The organism is Rhodanobacter terrae (assembly GCF_042657005.1).
GTDB classification, from domain to species: Bacteria; Pseudomonadota; Gammaproteobacteria; order Xanthomonadales; family Rhodanobacteraceae; genus Rhodanobacter; species Rhodanobacter terrae.
Window position 1 is genome coordinate 314,585 of the sequence record NZ_JBHSNG010000003.1, and the last position, 19,835, is coordinate 334,419.

General features: G+C 67.7%; 19 protein-coding genes. 8 read left to right on the top strand and 11 right to left on the bottom strand.

Going from position 1 to position 19,835, the window contains the following annotated elements; all coding sequences use genetic code 11:
- Positions 1-181: 181 nt before the first annotated feature.
- The 8 genes from ACFPPB_RS05100 to ACFPPB_RS05135 are packed head-to-tail and all read right to left on the bottom strand — an operon-like array spanning position 182 to position 9,309.
- Positions 182-1,945: a DUF885 domain-containing protein gene (locus tag ACFPPB_RS05100; protein WP_377325001.1), complete on the bottom strand. Its 1,764-nt coding sequence runs from the start codon at positions 1,943-1,945 to the stop codon at positions 182-184.
- Between the two features lie 24 nt (positions 1,946-1,969).
- Positions 1,970-3,190, bottom strand: a complete 1,221-nt coding sequence (locus ACFPPB_RS05105) for a M24 family metallopeptidase (protein WP_377325003.1) — start codon at positions 3,188-3,190, stop codon at positions 1,970-1,972.
- On the bottom strand, positions 3,187-4,782 hold the full coding sequence (locus tag ACFPPB_RS05110; protein ID WP_377325005.1) for an aldehyde dehydrogenase family protein: 1,596 nt from the start codon (positions 4,780-4,782) through the stop codon (positions 3,187-3,189). Before ACFPPB_RS05110 ends, ACFPPB_RS05105 begins: the two co-directional genes overlap by 4 nt.
- Before the next feature lie 3 nt (positions 4,783-4,785).
- On the bottom strand, positions 4,786-5,691 hold the full coding sequence (locus ACFPPB_RS05115) for a dihydrodipicolinate synthase family protein (RefSeq protein WP_377325007.1): 906 nt from the start codon (positions 5,689-5,691) through the stop codon (positions 4,786-4,788).
- A complete protein-coding gene (locus ACFPPB_RS05120) occupies positions 5,688-6,983 on the bottom strand; it encodes an FAD-dependent oxidoreductase (RefSeq protein WP_417715089.1) in 1,296 nt (431 codons plus the stop codon). Before ACFPPB_RS05120 ends, ACFPPB_RS05115 begins: the two co-directional genes overlap by 4 nt.
- Positions 6,984-6,987: 4 nt before the next feature.
- Entirely contained in the window at positions 6,988-7,239 is a 252-nt protein-coding gene (locus ACFPPB_RS05125; protein ID WP_377325011.1) for a (2Fe-2S)-binding protein, read from the bottom strand.
- Entirely contained in the window at positions 7,236-8,342 is a 1,107-nt protein-coding gene (locus tag ACFPPB_RS05130; protein ID WP_377325013.1) for an NAD(P)/FAD-dependent oxidoreductase, read from the bottom strand. The genes ACFPPB_RS05125 and ACFPPB_RS05130 overlap by 4 nt, the downstream gene beginning before the upstream one ends.
- Before the next feature lie 19 nt (positions 8,343-8,361).
- On the bottom strand, positions 8,362-9,309 hold the full coding sequence (locus tag ACFPPB_RS05135; RefSeq protein WP_377325014.1) for a proline racemase family protein: 948 nt from the start codon (positions 9,307-9,309) through the stop codon (positions 8,362-8,364).
- 148 nt (positions 9,310-9,457) lie between these two features.
- On the opposite strand from ACFPPB_RS05135, the gene ACFPPB_RS05140 reads away from it, so the two are divergent.
- Positions 9,458-10,198 (top strand): AraC family transcriptional regulator, encoded by a 741-nt coding sequence (locus ACFPPB_RS05140; protein ID WP_377325016.1) that lies wholly within the window; start codon positions 9,458-9,460, stop codon positions 10,196-10,198.
- 25 nt (positions 10,199-10,223) lie between these two features.
- Here ACFPPB_RS05140 and ACFPPB_RS05145 read toward each other — a convergent pair whose 3' ends face one another.
- The 3 genes from ACFPPB_RS05145 to ACFPPB_RS05155 form a co-directional block, all read right to left on the bottom strand.
- Positions 10,224-10,583, bottom strand: a complete 360-nt coding sequence (locus ACFPPB_RS05145) for a YXWGXW repeat-containing protein (protein ID WP_377325018.1) — start codon at positions 10,581-10,583, stop codon at positions 10,224-10,226.
- Positions 10,584-10,705: 122 nt separating this feature from the next.
- Positions 10,706-11,029 carry a YXWGXW repeat-containing protein gene (locus ACFPPB_RS05150; protein WP_377325020.1) on the bottom strand — a complete coding sequence of 108 codons (324 nt, stop codon included), beginning with the start codon at positions 11,027-11,029 and terminating at the stop codon, positions 10,706-10,708.
- 114 nt (positions 11,030-11,143) lie between these two features.
- Positions 11,144-11,941: a M48 family metallopeptidase gene (locus ACFPPB_RS05155; protein WP_377325022.1), complete on the bottom strand. Its 798-nt coding sequence runs from the start codon at positions 11,939-11,941 to the stop codon at positions 11,144-11,146.
- Between the two features lie 107 nt (positions 11,942-12,048).
- On the opposite strand from ACFPPB_RS05155, the gene ACFPPB_RS05160 reads away from it, so the two are divergent.
- The 7 genes from ACFPPB_RS05160 to ACFPPB_RS05190 all read left to right on the top strand — a co-directional run bounded on the left by ACFPPB_RS05160 (position 12,049) and on the right by ACFPPB_RS05190 (position 19,749).
- Complete coding sequence (locus tag ACFPPB_RS05160; RefSeq protein WP_377325024.1) at positions 12,049-12,663, top strand: TetR/AcrR family transcriptional regulator; 615 nt, start codon at positions 12,049-12,051, stop codon at positions 12,661-12,663.
- Positions 12,664-12,674: 11 nt separating this feature from the next.
- Positions 12,675-13,607, top strand: coding sequence for an alpha/beta hydrolase (locus ACFPPB_RS05165; RefSeq protein ID WP_377325026.1), 933 nt, complete (start codon positions 12,675-12,677; stop codon positions 13,605-13,607).
- Between the two features lie 218 nt (positions 13,608-13,825).
- On the top strand, positions 13,826-17,524 hold the full coding sequence (locus ACFPPB_RS05170; RefSeq protein ID WP_377325028.1) for a methylmalonyl-CoA mutase family protein: 3,699 nt from the start codon (positions 13,826-13,828) through the stop codon (positions 17,522-17,524).
- 187 nt (positions 17,525-17,711) lie between these two features.
- Complete coding sequence (locus ACFPPB_RS05175; RefSeq protein WP_377325030.1) at positions 17,712-17,993, top strand: type II toxin-antitoxin system RelE/ParE family toxin; 282 nt, start codon at positions 17,712-17,714, stop codon at positions 17,991-17,993.
- A 16-nt stretch (positions 17,994-18,009) separates the two neighbouring features.
- Positions 18,010-18,300: a HigA family addiction module antitoxin gene (locus ACFPPB_RS05180; RefSeq protein ID WP_377325032.1), complete on the top strand. Its 291-nt coding sequence runs from the start codon at positions 18,010-18,012 to the stop codon at positions 18,298-18,300.
- A gap of 222 nt (positions 18,301-18,522) precedes the next feature.
- Positions 18,523-18,726: a 2-oxoisovalerate dehydrogenase E1 subunit beta gene (locus tag ACFPPB_RS05185; protein ID WP_377325034.1), complete on the top strand. Its 204-nt coding sequence runs from the start codon at positions 18,523-18,525 to the stop codon at positions 18,724-18,726.
- A 339-nt stretch (positions 18,727-19,065) separates the two neighbouring features.
- Positions 19,066-19,749, top strand: coding sequence for an RDD family protein (locus ACFPPB_RS05190; protein WP_377325036.1), 684 nt, complete (start codon positions 19,066-19,068; stop codon positions 19,747-19,749).
- Positions 19,750-19,835: the final 86 nt, after the last annotated feature.

Here is a 19,835-nt window from a genome sequence, read left to right on the forward strand (position 1 = left end):
ATCATCCGGTTGATGCGTGATGCTGCCTGGTTGTGGAATAGCTCATGAATCGAAGGTGCAGGCTTTTCCGCACGGGGACCTCGAACAACCCGCTCTTGCCCGTCATCCCAGCGCATGCCGGGATGACGGGTCTTCGCGGTTCCCGCGTGGATTCGCACCCGAGCGCGATGCCGCATGTCGATCATTTCGATGAGCTCGCATAAGGCGACTTGCCTCCATCGGCGATGAACTGGTCGATCCGCTGCTGCAGCACTGGCAGCGGTACCGAGCCCAGCGACAGCACGGTGTCGTGGAAGGCGCGCAGGTCGAACTTCGGTCCCAGCGCCTTTTCCGCCTTGGCGCGCGCGTCCACGATGGCCATTTCGCCGAGGTAGTAGGACAGCGCCTGCGCCGGCCAGGCGATGTAGCGGTCCACCTCGGTGTCGATCTCGTGCTCGCTCAGCGCGGTGTTGTCGCGCATGAAGGCCCGCGCCTGTTCGCGTGTCCAGCCCAGGTGATGGATGCCGGTATCCACCACCAGCCGGCAGGCGCGCCACATCTGGTAGCTCAGGTAGCCGAAGCGGTCGTACGGCGTGTCGTACAAACCCATCTCCACGCCAAGCCGCTCCGAATAGAGCGCCCAGCCTTCGCCGTAGGCGGAGATGTAGGTGTAGCGGCGGAAATCCGGCAGGCCTTCATGCTCCGCCGCCAGCGGCATCTGCAGCGCGTGGCCCGGCGAGGATTCGTGCAAGGTCAGCGCGGTCAGCGAATACAGCGGACGCGAGGGCAGGTCGTAGGTGTTGACCAGATAGATGCCGGGGCCACCGCGGCCACCGGTGTAGAATGGCGCGAGGTCCGCCGGCACGGGCTCGATCGCGAAGCGCTGGCGCGGCAGGCGGCCGATGTACTGGCCGATTTTCCCGTCCACCCGCTTGGCGATCCACGCCGCATCCTTGAGCAGTTCGTCCGCGCTCTTCGGGTAGAACTTCGGGTCGGTACGGAGGTAGTACAGGAACTCGGCGAAGCTGCCCTTGAAGCCGCTGTCGCGGATGGCCTGTTCCATCTGCGCATGAATCTTCGCCACTTCCTTCAGGCCCAGCGCATGGATCGCGTCGGGACTCATGTCCAGCGTGGTGAACTCGCGGATCTGCGACTGGTAGAACGCCTTGCCGTCCGGCATGGCTTCGGCGGCCAGCGTGGTGCGTGCCTGCTTCATGTAGACGTTGCGCATGAAGTCGAGCAGCCTGGCGTAGGCGGGGATCACCGACTGCTGGATCGCCCGTCTGCCGGCGGCGCGCAGCGCGGCCTGCTCGGCGGCGGGGATGCTGTCCGGCATGTGCTTGAACGGCGTGTAGAACAGATTGTCGTCGCCCTTGGCGTCGGCCACGTCGGCGATCGATTGGTCGCGGCCGGTCAAGGTCACCCGCGGCACGCTGAAGCCGCGAGCGAGGCCGGCGCGCATGTTGACGGTCTCTTCGGCGAAGTAGCGCGGGATGTCGTTGAGCAGGGCGATGTAGCGCCGATAGCCTTCGGCATTCCTCAGCGGCCGCCGCGCGGTGAAACCGGGATTGCTCCAGAACGCCGTGTCGCTGTTGAACGGCATTTCCCAGGTGCGGAAATGCTGGTCGGCCAGCAGCGTCTCGATCTGGTATCGGTAGACCGCGTAGTTGACCGGGTCGTCGCCGTGCAGCTGGCCGGTCGGAATCGTGTCGAGCTGCTTCAGCACGCCGGTCCAGTAGCGCTCGCGCATCGACTGCGTGGCGGCGTCGACCTTGGGGAAATGATCGGCCGGCTCGCCCGCCGAATGATCCTCGTCGTCTTCGCCGCGGAACTGCGCCTGACGCCACGTCCATTCCTGCGTGTAGATCTTGTGGAAGGCCGCGTCGGCATTTTCCGTCGCCGACACATGCAGCGAGGCGGCGGCAAGGCAGGCGGCGCAACTCAGGCTCACGATCAACTTGTGCATGGCGCTACTCCGGCAACACGGCGATCAGGCGAAGGGCTGGTCGATGGCGGGCGACGGTTGCGTGAACCATGCCGCGCCATCTTCGGTAACGTGAAAGTGGTCTTCGAGACGGATGCCGAAACGCCCGGGCACCACGATCATCGGCTCATCGCTGCAGCACATGCCGGGCGCCAGCGGCGTCTGGTCGCCGCGCACCAGATAAGGCGTTTCGTGGATGCTGAGGCCACAGCCGTGACCGGTGCGGTGCGGCAGGCCGGGCAGCCGGTAGTCCGGCCCCAGTCCGCCCGCCTCGAGCACGCGACGGGCCGCCGCATCCACCTCGGCGCAGTGCACGCCCGGCCGCACCGCGTCGAAGGCGGCCTGCTGCGCCGCGCGTTCCAGCGCCCAGATACGCGCCTGCTCCGCGCTCGGCGTGCCGAAGACATAGCTGCGGGTGATGTCCGACTGGTAGCCGCCGACGCTGCAGCCGGTGTCGATCAGCACCAGCTCGTTCGGCTGCAGCGCCTGCTCGCCGGGAATCCCGTGCGGGTAGGCGGTGGCATGGCCGAACTGCACGATGCAGAAGGTCGAGCCGCCGTCGGCGCCCAGCGCGCGATGCGCCTGGTCGATGAATCGCTTCACCTCGCCGGTGGCGATGCCTTCGTGCAGCAGGCCGGCGGCCAGCTGCTGCACGTGCAAGGTCATCGCGGTGGCCTGCTGCATCAAGGCCAGTTCGGCCGGCGACTTGCACATGCGGCAGCCGTCGACGATGGCGCTGGCGTCGACGATGCTGCAATGCTCCGCCGCCGTGCGCAGCCGCTCATGCACCAGGAACGATGCGGCCGGATCCAGCGCCAGCCGGCCGATGCCGTGCTCGCGCAGCAGATTCGCCACCAGCGCGTGCGGATTCTCGTGTTCCTCCCAAAACCACGCCTGCACCGGGATCTTCAATTCATGGGCCAGCGAGCCCTCCTCGAAGGCGGGGCACAGCATGACGGGATCGCCTTGCAAGGTCAGCAGCATCGCGACCAGGCGCTCGCTGGCGCCCCAGGAAATGCCGGTGAAGTAGCGCAGCGAACTGCCCGCGGTGATCAGCAGCGCCTCGTCGCCGCGCGCGCGCATCAGCCGACGCGCGTGTTCCAGGCGCTGCTGGTATTCCGCGTCGCCGATCGGGGCGGCGCGCTGCGTCCACGGTTTCAGCGCGGCCTGTGCCTGGGCGAGGCCGAGGCCACCGATCTGTGCATGCGGCGACGAAACCTTGCTCATGAATTGCCGCCGATGTCGCCCTCGCTCCAGCGATCGTCGACCAGCCGCTGCACGCCGCCGGGATTGCGGTCGCGCAATTCGACCGGCAGCAGTGCCTCGGGCACGCCGTCGTAGCTGTGCAAGGCAGTGAAGCGATGGATCGCCGCAGGCATGCCGACCGCGGTGAAGCCGGGATGGCCGGTGCTCGGGTAGGGGCCGCCGTGGTTCATGGCCGGGCTCACCGCCACGCCGGTCGGCATCTTGTTGGCGATCAGCCGGCCCACCTTGCTGCGCAGCACGGCGGCCACCGACGACCAGGCCGCATCGTCGCTGCCGTCGGCGGCGCGGTACAGCGTGCCGGTGAGGTTGCCCTCGAAAACGCCGGCCACGCGGGCCATGTCCTCGGCGTCGGCGACCCGCACCAGCAGGCTGGCCGGGCCGAACGCCTCGGTCTGCAGCGCATCGGGCCGGGCGAGGAAGGCCTCGGCGTCGACGGCGAGCAAGGTGGGCTGATGGCGATAACCTTCGCCGTCGCCCACCGCGCCGCCGGCGAGTACCTTGGCTCCCGCATCGCGCAAGGTAGCGACCGCGCGCACCAGGCCGTCCTGCACGCCGTGCGAGAACAGCACCTTAGTCGTGGCGGCGGCGAAATGCTCCATTGCCGCAAGGACGAAGGCATCGCCGTGCGCCCCTTCGGGCACGATCACGATGCCGGGGTTGGTGCAGAACTGGCCGCTGCCCATCGTGCAGGAGGCGAAGAATTCCTGCGCCAGCGCGTCGCCGCGTTCGGCCAGTACGCCGGGCAGCAGGAATACCGGATTGACGCTGGACATCTCGACGTAGATCGGCACGCCGGCCTTGTCCGCGGCAGCCTTCAACGCGAGGCCGCCGGCACGGCTGCCGGTGAAACCGATCGCGCCCAGCCGCGCGTCGCCGGCCAGCTTCAGGCCCAGCGCATTGTCGAAGTGATAAAGCAGTTGCACGGCGGCGCCCGGCAGGCCGGCCTTGCCCAGCGCGCCGTGCGCCAGCTGCGCCAGCCGCTGGCTGGTGGCCGGATGCGACGGATGCGCCTTGGCGATGACCGGATTGCGCGCGGCGATCGCGGAAGCGAAATCGCTGCCGGCGATGGCGTTGAAGGCGAACGGGAAATTGTTCGGGCCGAACACCAGCACCGGCTTGGCCAGCGGAGCACGATGCGCGCGCAGGCCGAGCCGGGTGTCGATGGTGGGCGCGGTCCAACTGTAGCTGCGCACGGCCTTGGCCGCCTGGCGCAACTGGCCGCTGGTCCGCGGCAGTTCCACCGCGCGCAGCCGCGGCTCGGCGGGCAGCGCGGTCTCCGCATGCGCCAGCGCCACCAAGGTGTCGGCATCGGCGTCGATGGCGTCGGCGTAGGCCTCGAGAAAATCGGCGATGCGCCCGGCAGGAGCGGCGGCCAGCTCGGCGGCGACGGCCGCGGCGGCACACACAGCCGCTTCGACATCGTCCGGCCCGCTGATCGGAAAATGCGGCCCGATCGGCGTGGCGCGAGCCGGATCCTCAGCCTGGAAACTCCCTTGCGCATCTTTCGGTGCGCGCCAGTCGCCGTCGATGAGCAGGGGTTCGAGCGCGGCCATGGCTCAGAGCTCCGGGCGGGTGGCGATGGCGTGGTCGATCACCTTGAGCGCGGCCTCGCGCTCGGCGCCGGCCACCGGCAGGCGCGGCGCGCGCACCTGTTCGCTGCCCATCCCGACCTTCGCCTGCACCAGCTTGATCAGCTGCACGAAGGTCGGCACGGTGTCCAGCCGCAGCAGCGGCAGAAACCACGCATACAGCGACTCGGCCGCCTTGGGACCGCCGTCGCGGGCCAGCTCGAACAGCTTCACCGATTCCTTCGGATACGCATTGACCAGTCCGGCGATCCAGCCCACCGCGCCCATGCTCACGCCTTCGACGATGGCGTCGTCCATACCGACCAGCAACTGCACGCGATCGCCCAGCAGCGCACGGATGCCGGCGAAGCGGCGCACGTCGCCGGAAGATTCCTTCACCGCCTGCACCTGCGGGAATTCGTTCGCCAGCTCGGCGATCTGCGCCGGCGAGAAATCGGTCTTGTAGGCCACCGGATTGTTGTAGAGCATGCACGGCAGGTCGGTGGCGGCGATCACCGCACGCACGTGCGCGCCCATCTCGCGCCAGTCGGTGGAGTACACGTACGGCGGCAGCACCATCAGGCCGCCGCAGCCGATGGCCTTGGCTTCGCGCGCCAGGCGCACCGCCTCGTCGGTGGACAGCGAGGCGATGCCGGGGATCACCGGCGCGCGCCCCTTCAGCGCCTGCACCAGCGTGCGCAGGATCGCCAGCTTCTCCTCGAAACTCAGGGTGGCCGCTTCGCCCAGCGAACCCAGCGGCACGATGCCCCTGCAGCCGGCGTCGATCAGCTGGTTCGCGTGGCTGGCGAGAAAGGCGTGGTCGACCTGACCATCGGCGGTGAACGGCGTGGTGATGGCGGGAATGACGCCATGCCAGAGAGATGGGTTGCTCATGTTCGGTTGCCTCGATAGTTGTCAGGAAGAAAAGATTCCGCTTCGGCCACGGCCAGCGTGGCCAGCCGTGCGGGGAACAGGGGTGGGCGGCTGCCGCTGCGCGGAAACCGGCCGAGTTCGGCCAGCGCGGTGCCGCAGATGCGGCCCTGGCAGGCGCCCATGCCGCAGCGTGTCGCCAACCTGGCGTCGCGGGCATTGCCGAAGCCGTCGAGCGCGGCGAGCGTCACGTCTTCGCAGCGGCAGATCAGCGTCTGCGGCGTGGCCAGTGCATGCAGGCGCGGGTCCAGCGCGAAGTGCTGCGCCAGCAACGCGGCGAAGCGGCGCTCGCGGGTGCGGTGCGGCAGCAAGGCCGCGGCGATCCTATGAGCGCCCGCGGCGGCGTGGCCGGCGATGCTGCCCTCGATGCGCGCGGCGGCAAGTCCGCCGATGCCGCAAAGCTCGCCGGCGGCATGGATGCCGGGCACGCTGGTGTGCAGCAGCGAGTCCACGCGCACGCAGGGATGCGCGCCGGCATGCTCGAGTTCGCAGCCGAGCAGGCCGGCCAGTTCGACATTCGGCACCAGTCCGTAGCCGACCGCGAGCTGGTCGCAATCGATCCGCCGCACGCCGCGCGGACCTTCCACCTCGATGGAGCCCAGCGTCTGTTCGCCATGGGCCGCGCGCACGAAGGTGCCGAAGTAATAAGGCACGCCGGCCAGCCGCGCGCGCAGGCCGGCCGCCTGCACGGCGCGCGCCGGCCAGCGTCGCAGCCGCCACGCAAACGCGCGGACCGCGGATGCCGTGGCCTGTTCATAGATGCCCAGCACATGGGCGCCGTGCGCACGCAAGGTCGCCGCGGCGGCCAGCAGCAGCGGGCCGCTGCCGGCGACCATCACGCGCTTGCCCGCGATCGGCCAGCCCTGCTTGACCAGCGCCTGCAAGCCGCCGGCACCAGTGACGCCGGGCAGGGTCCAGCCCGGAAACGGCAGCAGCAGCTCGCGTGCGCCGGTGGCCAGCACCAGCGAGCCGTAGCGAAGTTGCCTGGCGCCATCCGGCGTCTCGACCAGCAAGCTGTGCGATGCGGCGGCGACCACGCTGTGCCGGGCGAGAACCTGTACGTTTTCCAGCGCCGCCAGCGCCCGGCGTGCCGCGCGAGGCGTCGCGCGCCGCACGTCGTGCCGCCATACCTGGCCGCCCGCCTGCGCCTGGGCGTCGAGCAGGCCGACCCGCGCGCCGTGCGTGGCGGCTGCCTGTGCCGCCGCCAGCCCGGCCGGCCCGGCGCCCACGACCAGCACGTCGTAATGTTCGGTCATCGGCTCAGTCATCGGTCCGCACCTGCATGCCTTCGCTGACCGGCGTCATGCACGCGCGCACATGGGCGACACCATCGACCTGCACGCGGCATTCGAAACACACGCCCATGCCGCACAACGGAGCGCGCGGTTCGCCGCGCACCGACCGGCGCACATGCGCGGCGACCCGCGCCACCGCGGCGGCCACGCTGCTGCCGGCCGGTACCTCGACCGGCTGGCCGTTCACCGTGACGCGGATCGGCTTCAAGGCAGTCATGCGGACATCCTTGCCGGCGCATACGGCGCCGGGTCGATCGCGGGCATGCGGCCCAGCAGCAGATCCAGCAGCAGTCGCGCACTGCCCGGCGCCGTGGTGACGCCCAGCCCTTCGTGGCCGGCCGCGACCCACAGGTCGGTTCGCCCCGGCACGGCGCCGAGATAAGGCAGGCCGTCGGGCGTGGTGGGGCGGAAACCGGTCCAGATGCGCAGCGCCTGCAGGCCGCGCAGCACCGGCATGAAACCGAAGGCGCGTTCGAGCATGCGCTGCACCATCGCCGGCGACACGGCCGTGCCGCCGGCGCCGAATTCGCGCGAGGAGCCGATCAGGATCTGCCCGGTCGGCCGCGGCTGCACATTGAACGCGACGCTGCTGTCGGCGTCGCCGTGGGCGCTGTCGGCATAACCCAGTTCCAGCAGCTGATGGCGCAGCAGGCCGGGATAGCGATCGGTGATGACCAGATGTCCCCGGCGCGGCCGCAGCGGCAATTGCGGCAGCAGCTCGGGCAGGGCGCAGCCGGTGGCGAGCAGCGTCGGCCCGTGCAGTGGCGTGCCGTCATCCAGCATCACGCCGCCATGGGTAAGCCGTTGCACGGACCGGCCCGCGTACAGCCGCGCGTGGCGCGTCTGCGCACGCTGCACCAGATAGCGTGCCACCCGGGGCGGATAGACCACCGCCTCGCGCGGCACCAGCATGCCGCCGTACATGCCGGGCGCCAGCTGCGGCTCCAGTTCGTACAGGTTCTGCGCATCGATCGCCTGCGCTTCGACGCCGCCGGCGGCCAGGCGGGCCATCCGCGTGGCGATGGCGGCACCCTCGGTTTCGCCACGCGCCACCCACAAGGTGCCGCAGCGGCTGAATTCGGCTTCGGGCAGATCGGCAAAACCTTCCCACTGGCGCAGCGAGTAGCGGGCCAGCGCCAGTTCGGCCGGATCGTCGTCCATCGCCACCAGATGCCCCATCGCGGCGGCCGTGGCGCCGCCGCCGATCGGGCCGGGCTCCACGATCGCCACGCGCAGCCCTTCGGCCGCGGCCGCGTCCGCACAGCTCGCGCCGACGATGCCGGCGCCGACCACGATCAAGTCGTAGCTGCCGGCATTCATGACCTGGCGGGCTCCCGGCTCATTCCGCGCCGCTGCCCCAGGTGAACGGATCGGCTTCGTCGATCAGCAAGGTGGACTGGGCGATCACGTGAGCCGTACCGGTAATGCGCGGCAGCACGCCCCGCGCCCCGGGCGTGTAAGACCCTTCGAACACGCTGCCGCTGCCGAGGATGCTTTCCTGGCGCCACGTCTCGCCCGGGGCGAGCTTGCCGTCGGCCGCCAGGCAGGCCAGCTTGGCGCTGGTGCCGGTGCCGCAGGGCGAGCGGTCATAGGCCAGCCCGGGACACAGCACGAAGTTGCGTCCGTCCATGCCCGGCGTGGGCGAGGCGGCGTTGATCTCGATATGGTCGATCTCGCCGCCGTCGGCGCCGGTGATGCCGGCCGCCTCCAGCGCACCGCGGATCGCCTCGGTGTACTGGGTGAGTTCGCGCTGCCGCCGTATCTCCAGCGGCAGCGGCGTGTCCTTGGTGATGAAGAACCAGTTGCCGCCCCAGGCGATATCGCCGTGCACGCTGCCGTAGCCGGGGACGTCGATGCGCACATCCGCCGCATGCCGATAGCTTTCCACGTTGTCGACGGCGACGCGCCCGTCCTCGAACAGTTCGGTGCCGACCGTACCCACCGGCGTATCCAGCCGGTGCTTGCCGGGCGCGATCCGGCCCAGATGGGCCAGCGTGCGTATCACGCCGATGGTGCCGTGCCCGCACATGCCGAGATAGCCGACATTGTTGAAGTAGATGGCTCCGGCGCAGGAGCCCTCGTGCTGCGGCGGCAGCAGCAACGCGCCCACCACGGTGCTCGACCCGCGCGGTTCGCAGGCGATCGCGCTGCGCCAGCGGTCGTAGCGGTCGCGGAACTGCCGGCGCTGGTCGGCCAGTGTGCCGCCGCCCAGGTCGGGGAAGCCGGCGATGACGACGCGGGTTGGCTCGCCGCCGGTATGCGAATCGATGACGTCTATGGTATCCATGAGTCCATGTTCGCTTCGAGGCGGCTCAAACGTCTAGGGACGCTTGCTGCCGGTGGATGCGGAAATCAGCACAATAGCGTTTCCGTACGTGAGGGCCGTTCGGACACTGGCGATGGTGGACGTGGGCGGCTGCGCGGGAGACGGAAAAATGGGCGTGAAAATTTCAGCTGACGAGTTGCAAGTATTGTTCGATGCGTTGCCGGACGTGGTGTTTTTCGTCAAGGATCAGGCCGGCCGCTACACGCATGCCAATCTCACCCTGGTGCGCCGGTTGGGGCTCAAGCGCCGCGAGGACGTGATCGGCCACAGCGTGATGGAGTTGTTCCCCAGCGCACTGAGCAGTTCCTATGCCTCGCAGGATAGGCGGGTATTGGCCGGCGAGGTGATCGAGAACCAGCTCGAAGTGCACATCTTTTCCAACCGCTCGCCCGGGTGGTGCCTGACCTGCAAGCGGCCGCTGGACATACGCGGCAAGGTCGCCGGCGTCGTCGGCATATCGCGCGACCTGGGACAGCCCGACGGCCGTCATCCCACCTACGTGCGCCTGCGCCGGGTGATCGCCCATCTGCAGGAGCACTACGCGGAAAGCGTGCGCGTGCAGACATTGGCCGATCTGGCCGATCTTTCGGTGGCGCAGCTGGAGCGGCATTTCCGCCGCGTGTTCCAGCTCACCCCGCAGCAGGTGCTGACCAAGTTGCGCATCGAGGCCGCCATGCGGCTGCTGCGCGGCGACGAAAGCGTGGCGGCCATCGGCCTGGCCTGCGGCTTTGCCGATCAGAGCGCGTTCGCCCGCCAGTTCAAGGCGACCGCGGGCATGACGCCGCGCGACTACCGGGCCGTGGTCGCCACGCAGGCCGAGAAGAGGGAGCCCGGCGCGACGTCCCTGTAAGTCTGCTTGGTCGGCCTGGCATGTTTCAGCCGGCGATCCAGACGCCCGCGCGCCAGTGCCAGCCATCGCGGCGCTGCTCCCAATGCGCGTGCGAGTAATGATAGCCGCGCCGTACCGGCTCCCAGTGGCCGCGCTCCATCACGTAGTCGCGGCCGTCCCAGCGCCAGTAGCCGCGCGCCCAGATATAGCCGGGCCGGGGTTCCACCTGCTCCACGACGATCGTCGGCGGCGGCCGCGGCGCCACCACTTCCACGTACTCGCGCTGCACGACGGGGCGCTCGATGACGACCGGGCGCTGGCGGTGGACGGGCTCTTCCTCCACACAGCCGCCGGCCAGTGCGGTCGCGGCGACAAGGGAAACGAGGGCAACAAGACGAATGGACATGGTCGGTCTATTCCAGATCGGGTTGATGGAAAGTGATCGGGTTGATGGGAAGTCGCGTTGTCAGTGCCGCGGGGACAAAAGCCGCTGCGGCGGCCGTCGATGATGCGCAGATGGCCGCACGATCAGCGGCCCCAATAACCCTCATGGAAGCGCCAGCCGCGATGGCCGTGCACCCAGTAAGCCGGGCGATAGCGATAGCCCGGACGTGCGCGCACCCAGTAGCCGTGCGCCCACACGTGGCGACGGCCGTCCCAGCGCCAGTAGCCCGGCGCCCACACGTAGCCCACCCGCGGCGGCGGTACGCGTTCGAAGCGCGGCGGTGGCGGTCCGACCCGGATGCCCACGCCGATCGAGACCTGGGCGGCGGCGGGCGGCGCGTAGGTCACGCCCGCGAAGAAGCTGAGGCCGAGTCCCGCGAGCAGGGCCAGCTTGAGTGATCGGTTCACGGTGCTCTCCTTCATCGCCGCGTGGCGCGGCATGCAGGACGGAGAACGACGGAGCGCGCAGTCAGTTGACCGCACGCTCCGTCCTGTTCAGCCGGCGATTACCTCGGTACCTGCTTACAGCCGGCAGTCCGGCGCGCGGCCGCGGCTGCGCGCTTGCTGATACACCGGCAGCAACTGCTGCGCCTGCTGGCTCAGCACCTGCGCGCGATTGCCGGAAGACGGATGAGTGGACAGAAACGCCGGTGGCTTGCTGCCGCCCTGCGCCGCCATCTTCTGCCACAGCGTCACCGCCGCGCGCGGATCGAAGCCGGCCTGCGCCATGTAGCGCTGGCCCAGCGTATCGGCCTCGCTTTCCTGCGTGCGCGAGAACGGCAGCAGGATGCCCACTTCCGCACCCAGCCCCAGCGCCGCGGCGGCATAGCCGGTATCGGTGCCGCGGCTGCCGGCGTAGAGCGTGCCCGCCGCCACCGCCGCCTGGGTGACCATGTTGTCCGACACGCGCTCGGCGCCATGCCGCGCCACCACGTGCGACAGCTCATGCCCCAGCACCGTCGCGAGCTGGTCCTGATCGGTGGCGACCTTGAACATGCCCTTGTTCACGCCGATGCGGCCGCCGGGCAGGGCGAACGCATTGGCGCTGTCGTCGCCCACGATCTGCACCTCCCACGGCTGGGTGTTCCACGGAGCAGGCAGTACCGCGATCAATGCGTTGGCGACGCAGGTCGCGTAGGCCCGTTCGCGCGGCGCGTCGACGAACTTGCCCTGCTTGCGCATGTCGTCGAACGCGGTCAGGCCTATCTGGTTCATCTGGCTGTCCGGCACCATCATCAGCTGCGAGCGGCCGGTGGGCGACGTGACGCAGCCGCTCAGCAGCGTGGCGGTCAGAGATACGAGCAGATGCCGACATTTCATGGGGGATACGGTCCTCGTGAAGGTGATCTCGATGCGAGCATACCCGCAAGAAATCACGTTGAGGATGGCTGGTGAAATGTACGAACGATCGTGCTATTTTGCCCAACATGACCACCGAAGCCCTCCCGGCAGTCCCTTCCGGCAAGCGCGCTACCACCCGCGACCTGATCCTCGACCACGCCTATGACCTGGCCCGCCACGACGGGCTGGAAGGCTTGTCGATCGGCACCCTGGCGGCGGACGTGGGCATGTCCAAGAGCGGCGTGTTCGCCCATTTCGGCTCTCGCGAAGACCTGCAGCTGGCCGTGCTCGATGCCGGCTCGCGCCGTTTCATGGCCAATGTGCTGCTGCCCGCGCTGAAGCAGCCGCGCGGCCTGCCGCGCCTGCGCGCCATCGTGGCGAACTGGTTCGAATGGAGCCGCGAGCACCAGAGCGGCTGCGTGCTGCTGTCCGCCGCCAGCGAATACGACGGCCGCGACGGCGCGCTGCACGACGGCGTGGTGCAGCAGCAATCGGGCTGGCGCGGCGAGCTGCAGAAGGCGATCGGCCAGGCCGTGCAGCAAGGCCATCTGCACGCCGATACCGACGTCGATCAGCTCGCTTTCGAGATCTACGCCTTGATGCTCGGCCTGCACCACGACGCCGGGCTGTTCGGATTCGACAAAGCCGGTCGCCTCACCACGGCGGCCTTAGAGCGCCTGTGGCGCAGCTGGCAACCCTGAGGAAACCTCCCATGTCCTCCAAATCCACCACCACGATGAATCGTCCCGGGTTCGCCGCCCGCCTAAAGCTCGGCAGCGTGCGTGCCGGCTTCGCGCTGGGCAGCCGGCTGGCCCCTGCGCGCACCGTGAACCGTGCAGCGCGCCTGTTCGCCACCCCGTTCGCCAGCAGCCGCAGCCGCGCGCAGGCGGTGCAGGGCGACGCCGAGATGCGGCGCGGCGAGCTGACGGTGAACGGCGAGACCATCGCCACCTACGTATGGGGCGATCCGTCGACGCAGCCTTATGCCTTGCTTGCGCACGGCTGGTCCAGCTTCGGCCTGCGCTTCCTGCCGTGGGTGGCGAAGTTGCGAGCGCTGGGCTACGCCGTGGTCACGTTCGACCAGCCCGGCCACGGCCGCAGCAGCGGCAAGCTGTGCACGCTGCCGGAATTCACCGCCACGATCCGCGCGATCGGCCGGCACTACGGCGAAGCCGCGCTGGCGATCGGCCACTCGCTGGGCGGCGCCGCGGTGACGCTGGCGCAGGACGAAACCTGGCGCGCCCGCAAGCTGATCCTGGTGGCCCCCGCCGCCGACATGGCCGCGGCGGCCGGCCGCTTCTTCCGCTTCGTGCGGCTGGGCGAATACCTGCGCCAGCCGTTCTACGCCTGGCTGCTGCGCCGTACCGGCGTCAGCGTCGAGCAGTTGCAAGTGCACCGCCATCTGCCCGCGCTGAGCCAGCCCGCACTGATCGCGCACGACCTCGACGACGAAGACGTGCCCTGGGGCGAAGGCGAGCGCTACGCCCAGTTCTGGCCCGGCGCGCGGCTGTTCACCACGCAGGGGCTAGGCCACCGCCGCGTACTCGATGCCCCCGAAGTGATCGAGGCCGCACTGGCCTTCCTGCGCGGCGAACAAGTCGGCACCCGCGTGGTCGGCAGCCCGAATCTCTCGCTCTGCCTGTGACGGCGCGATGCCCCTCCCGTGTAGGAGCCCGCTAGCGGGCGATGCTTTTGCTCTGATTTTTCCTACCCAGGCATCAAGGCAAAGGCATCGCCCGCTAGCGGGCTCCTACACATACGGGTAAACACAAGGGTTGCGGCCCGGTACGCGGCCCGATTCCGCGCGCTTGACCCCCGATCAACTAGAATCGTGAGGTTCAAGCACACGATGTCGGAGTTGCCATGAGTTCCCCCGCCAAGCACGTTCCCGCCGGCGCCACGCAGGCTGAAGCCACGCCGCTGCGCTTCGTCACCGCCGCCAGCCTGTTCGATGGCCACGATGCGGCGATCAACATCATGCGGCGCATCATCCAGTCGCAAGGTGCGGAGGTGATCCACCTGGGCCACAACCGCTCGGTGGAAGACGTGGTGCGTGCCGCGCTGCAGGAAGACGCCGACGCGATCGCACTGTCGTCCTACCAGGGCGGCCACGTCGAGTACTTCAAGTACATGGTGGACATGCTGCGCGAGCGTGGCGCCGGCCACATCCGCGTGTTCGGCGGCGGCGGCGGCACCATCACGCCGGAAGAAATCAAGGAGCTGCAGGCCTACGGCGTCGAGCGCATCTACCACCCCAACGACGGCATGAAGCTCGGCCTCACCGAGATGATCGAGGACGTGATGCAGCGCGCGGGCACCGCCGCCGCGAAGCGCGCGGAGTCCGAGGCCCATACGCTGCCCAAAGTCGACATCGACGACGAGATCTCGATCGGCCACATGCTCTCGGCGATCGAGGAGGGCAAGCTCACCGACGCCGAGCTCGAACACCAGCGCAAGCAGTGGAAACTCGCCGGCAAGCACACGCCCGTGCTCGGCCTCACCGGCACCGGCGGCGCCGGCAAGTCGTCGGTGGTAGACGAACTGCTGCTGCGCTTCCTGCACGCGTTCCCCAAGATGCGCATCGCCGTGCTCGCGGTCGATCCCACGCGCCGCCGTTCCGGTGGCGCACTGTTGGGCGATCGCATCCGCATGAACTCGCTGCGTAGCCATCGCGTCTACATGCGCTCGATGGCCACGCGCCGCCAGCACGCCGCCACCAGCATCGTGCTGCACGACTGCATCGATTTCCTGAAGAGCCAGCCGTACGACCTGGTCATCGTCGAGACCGCCGGCATCGGCCAGAGCGATTCGGAGATCGTCGACCTGGTCGATTTCCCGGTCTACGTGATGACCAGCGAATACGGCGCCGCCAGCCAGCTCGAGAAGATCGACATGATCGACTTCGCCGAGCTCGTGGTGCTCAACAAGTTCGACAAGCGCGGCGCCGAAGACGCATTGCGCGACGTGCGCAAGCAGTGGAAGCGCAACCGCACCGCCTTCGCCCTGAAAGACGAAGACGTGCCGGTGTACCCCACCATCGCCAGCCAGTTCAACGATCCGGGCGTGACCTGGATGTTCGTCAACCTGTGCCGCCTGATGCGCGAGAAGCTCCACCTCGGCAGCGATGTCGTAGGAGCGCACCCTGTGCGCGATCACGGCATGCCGGATGCATCGATCGCCCCCACAGGGGGCTCCTACAAAGGCGGCAAGGTCGACTGGAAACCGCAGCTCGACACTACCTTGAAGTCGCCGCGCGCCACCGTGCTGATCCCCGGCAGCCGGGTGCGCTACCTCGCTGAAATCGCCGAGCAGGGCCGCAGCATCAACCGCAGCATCGAGACCCAGGCCGAGTTCGCCAGCAAGGCGCAGCACTACTACGAGTCGCTGAAGGAGCTGGGCGATCCGCGGCTGCCGCGCGCGCTGGAGCTGTACCGCAACGCCGACCTGCACCCCGAGCTACCCACTGTGGGAGCGACTTCAGTCGCGAACGGGCAGAGCGTCGCGGCTGAAGCCGCTCCCACAAGTGCTACTGCCACAGGTGCTGCTCCCACGAGTGCTGCTCCCACAGGTGCCGCCCAGGCGGGAGGAGTGGTCGACCGCTCCGTGCTCCTCCTCCGCCAGCGCTACAACGCCGCCCTCAAAGAACTCAGCCACGAAGCCATCCACCAGTTGCGCGAGTGGCCGGCGCTGTACAAGTCGGTCACTGCCGACGTCAACGAATACAAGGTGCGCGACAAGGTCATCCGCGTCGACAACTACCGCGACTCGCTCAGCCACCAGAAGATCCCGAAGGTGGCGCCGCCCAAATCCAAGGACTGGGGCGAACTGGTCAGCTTCCTGGGCCGCGAGAACCTGCCGGGCCATTACCCGTACACCGGCGGCGTGTATCCGTACCGCCGCAGCGGCGAGGATCCCACCCGCATGTTCGCGGGCGAGGGCACGCCCGAGCGCACCAACCGCCGCTTCCATTACCTCAGCCAGGGCGGCGCCGCCACGCGCCTGTCCACCGCGTTCGACTCGGTCACCTTGTATGGCGAAGATCCCGCGCCGCGCCCGGACATCTACGGCAAGATCGGCAACTCCGGCGTCAACATCGCCACCCTGGACGACATGAAGAAGCTGTACTCCGGCTTCGACCTCAGCGCGCCCAGCACCTCCGTCTCCATGACCATCAACGGCCCCGCGCCGATGATCCTGGCGATGTTCATGAACACCGCGATCGACCAGAATGTAGAGAAGTACCTGCGCGAAGACGACGCCCGCTGGGCCGCCGCCGAAAAGAAGATCGCCGCGATCTACCGGAACGTGCCGCGCCCGCAGTACCACGGCGAGCTGCCGCGCTCCAATCAAGGAAGGGGTAACGAAGGCCTGGGCCTGGGTCTGCTCGGCGTCTCCGGCGACGAGCTGGTCGATGCGCAAACCTACGCCCGCATCAAGCAGTACACCTTGCAGAACGTGCGCGGCACCGTGCAGGCCGACATCTTCAAGGAAGACCAGGCGCAGAACACCTGCATCTTCAGCACCGAATTCGCGCTGCGCATGATGGGCGACATCCAGCAGTACTTCGTCGACCACAAGGTGCGCAACTTCTACTCGGTGTCGATCTCCGGCTATCACATCGCCGAAGCGGGCGCCAACCCGATCAGCCAGCTCGCCTTCACCCTCAGCAACGGCTTCACCATCGTCGAGTACTACCTCGCGCGCGGCATGAGCGTGGACGACTTCGCGCCCAACCTCAGCTTCTTCTTCTCCAACGGCATGGACCCGGAGTACACCGTGATCGGCCGGGTCGCCCGCCGCATCTGGGCCCGCGCCATGCGTGAGCGCTACGGCGCCAGCAGCCGCAGCCAGATGATGAAGTACCACATCCAGACAAGTGGCCGTTCGCTGCACGCGCAGGAGATCCAGTTCAACGACATCCGCACCACGCTGCAGGCGATGTACGCGCTGTTCGACAACTGCAACAGCCTGCACACCAACGCCTACGACGAAGCCATCACCACGCCCACCGAAGAAAGCGTGCGTCGCGCCGTGGCGATCCAGATGATCATCAACAAGGAACTGGGCCTCAACTTCAACGAGAATCCCTGGCAGGGCAGCTACGTCGTCGACGTGCTCACCGACCTGGTGGAAGAAGCCGTGTACAAGGAGTTCGAGGCGATCAGCGAGCGCGGCGGCGTGCTCGGCGCGATGGACACCATGTACCAGCGCGGCAAGATCCAGGAGGAGTCGATGTACTACGAGCACAAGAAGCACGATGGCTCGTTGCCGCTGATTGGCGTCAACACCTTCCTGCCGAAAGACCACGGCGGCGAGATCGCCACCGAGATCGAGCTGATCCGCTCCACCGAAGAAGAGAAGGGCCAGCAGATCGCCAACGTGAAGCGCTACGGCGAAGCGCGCAACGCGCTGGCCTCGGACAGCCTCAAGGTGCTGCAGCAGACGGCGCGCGACCGACGCAACGTGTTCGAGCAGCTGATCGAGGCGGTGAAGTACAACTCGCTGGGGCAGATCAGCCACGCGTTGTATGACGTAGGCGGTGAATACCGTCGCAACATGTGATACCACGTGCCCCCTCTCCCCCGGCATCGCCGGGGGAGAGGGTTGGGGTGAGGGGGCGCTCTTCGCGCGATCCGCCTTTTTTCACCCAAGCTCAAGCGCAATATCAGTGGCTTGAATCTGACCGCCGCCTGGTTGATCTTTCCCATGACGACTTGCGTTATATGACGGCACGCGTTATGGTTTCTCTGTGATCAGGAACTTTGCCGATAAGGAAGCGGAAAAGATCTGGGGCGGAGTGTCTTCCCGGCGACTGCCTGCAGATATCCAGTCCGTGTCCCGTCGCAAACTGCGCATGCTCAACAATGCGGCTTCGCTAGAGGATCTTCGAATCCCGCCGGCCAACCGTCTTGAGGCGCTCAAAGGTAGCCGAAGGGGCCAGTACAGCATCCGCATCAACGATCAATGGCGCATCTGCTTTCGTTGGATCGACAGCGATGCCCACAACGTGGAGATCGTCGATTACCACTGACGCAAACGAGTCGACCATGAATACCCTACCCAACATCCATCCCGGTGAAGTGCTGCTCGAGGAGTTCCTCGCTCCCATGGGCATCAGCCAGAACGCGCTGGCGCGCGCCGCCGGTGTGCCGCCGCGCCGTATCAACGAGATCGTGCTGGGCAAGCGCGGTGTCACGGCGGATACGGCGGTGCGCCTGGCCGCTGCCCTGGGCACCAGCGAGCGATTCTGGCTCGGCCTGCAGGCGGACTACGATCTGGAAGAGGCACATCGCGTGCTGGGCAAGGCCGTCGGAAAAATCGAACGGCTTGCGGCCTAAGCCGTTGATCGACGCGGTGTACTACTCGCGGGGGCAGATTTCGCGCTGTATGACGTCGGCGACGCCGCAACCGGTGAGCAGCCCGCGTCGCTCCCTCTCCCCCGGCTCAGCCGGGGGAGAGGGTTGGGGTGAGGGGCGGGTGCTCGCGAGGTTCCTGGGTATGAGACGGCTTGGGTGGTTCTGCCTTTGGCCGCACCATCGACGCAAAGCTGAGGTCGCCCCATGAACGAAATCGTATTCCTTGTTGAGGATGCCGAAGGCGGTCTGGTGGCGCGCGTCCTCGGGCATTCCATCCATACCGATGCCGACAGCTACGATGAGTTGCGCAAACAGGCGCGCGATGCGGTGCGATGCCATTTCGACGCCAGCGAACACCCGGCCACGATCCGGTTGCACTACGTCAAGGATGAAGTCCTCGCCGCATGAAACTTCCCCGCGACATGGATGCCGCCGGAACATGCGACGCCGCCTGAGACTCCCTCTCCCCCGGCCTCGCCGGGGGAGAGGGTTGGGGTGAGGGGGCGCTCTGTTCGCGCGATCCATCTTTCTTCGCCCGCCATTTCATCGAACCTGATGCGCAAGTGCGGACGAAGGGCCGCGCTTCAGCGCAGAGTCTCCGCATGTAATACGCGCGGAGTTCTCTAGTCTCCCGCAAGAGCCCGCCTGCAAGAGCCTGTTGAACACCTGAATTCCCCCATTTGCCACCGCACCCCTCGCCTCCCGACCATTCTTGCGGCAAGATGTCCCGACTTCAGGGGGAAGTACATGGACGCATCGCACGGGGAAGTGCCGGATCGCAAGATCGCCGGCTTCTGGCGCCGCCTAGGCGCCTTGGCGATCGACCTGATCCTGCTCGGCATCGCCGGCTTGATCCTGGGCGCGCTGTTCTTCGATCCGCTCGCGCGCATGGGGGCTTATGCACGGCTGATCGGCTTTGCGATCGCACTGGCTTATTTCGGACTCTGCAACAGCCGCATCGGTGGCGGGCAGACGCTGGGCAAGCGCTGGCTCGGCGTGCGTGTCGTCGATGCCCACGACCAGCTGCTGTCGTTGCCGCGCTCGCTGCTGCGCTACGCGGTGCTGGGGATTCCGTTCTTCGCCAACGGCCTGCCGCTCGATCCGACGCTGGCGATGTCGACGCCGCTGGGATACCTGCTCGCCCTCGTCGTCTTCGGCGGCATGTTCGCCATCGTCTATCTCTACATCTTCAATCGCCGCACGCGGCAGTCCCTGCACGATCTGGTGGTGGGCTCTTACGTGGAGCGTTTCGACGGTGCGGCGCGACCCGTGCCATTCCCCGTCATGTGGCGTGGACACCTCGCCGTGGCGGCTCTGCTCGCCGCCCTCGCCCTGAGCGCGCCGGTGATAGCGAGCCGATTCGCGCAGACCCAGACTTTCGCGGGCATCCCCCGCGGCGTCAGACTAGTTGTCGCCTCTGAAATTTCTTAATCAAGAAGCTCAGAGGTGTAAGTTGAAGATCAAACAAACGTATTCGTTGGCGTTTCGTGAGCAGGCGCTGGCCAAGGTATTTAGCC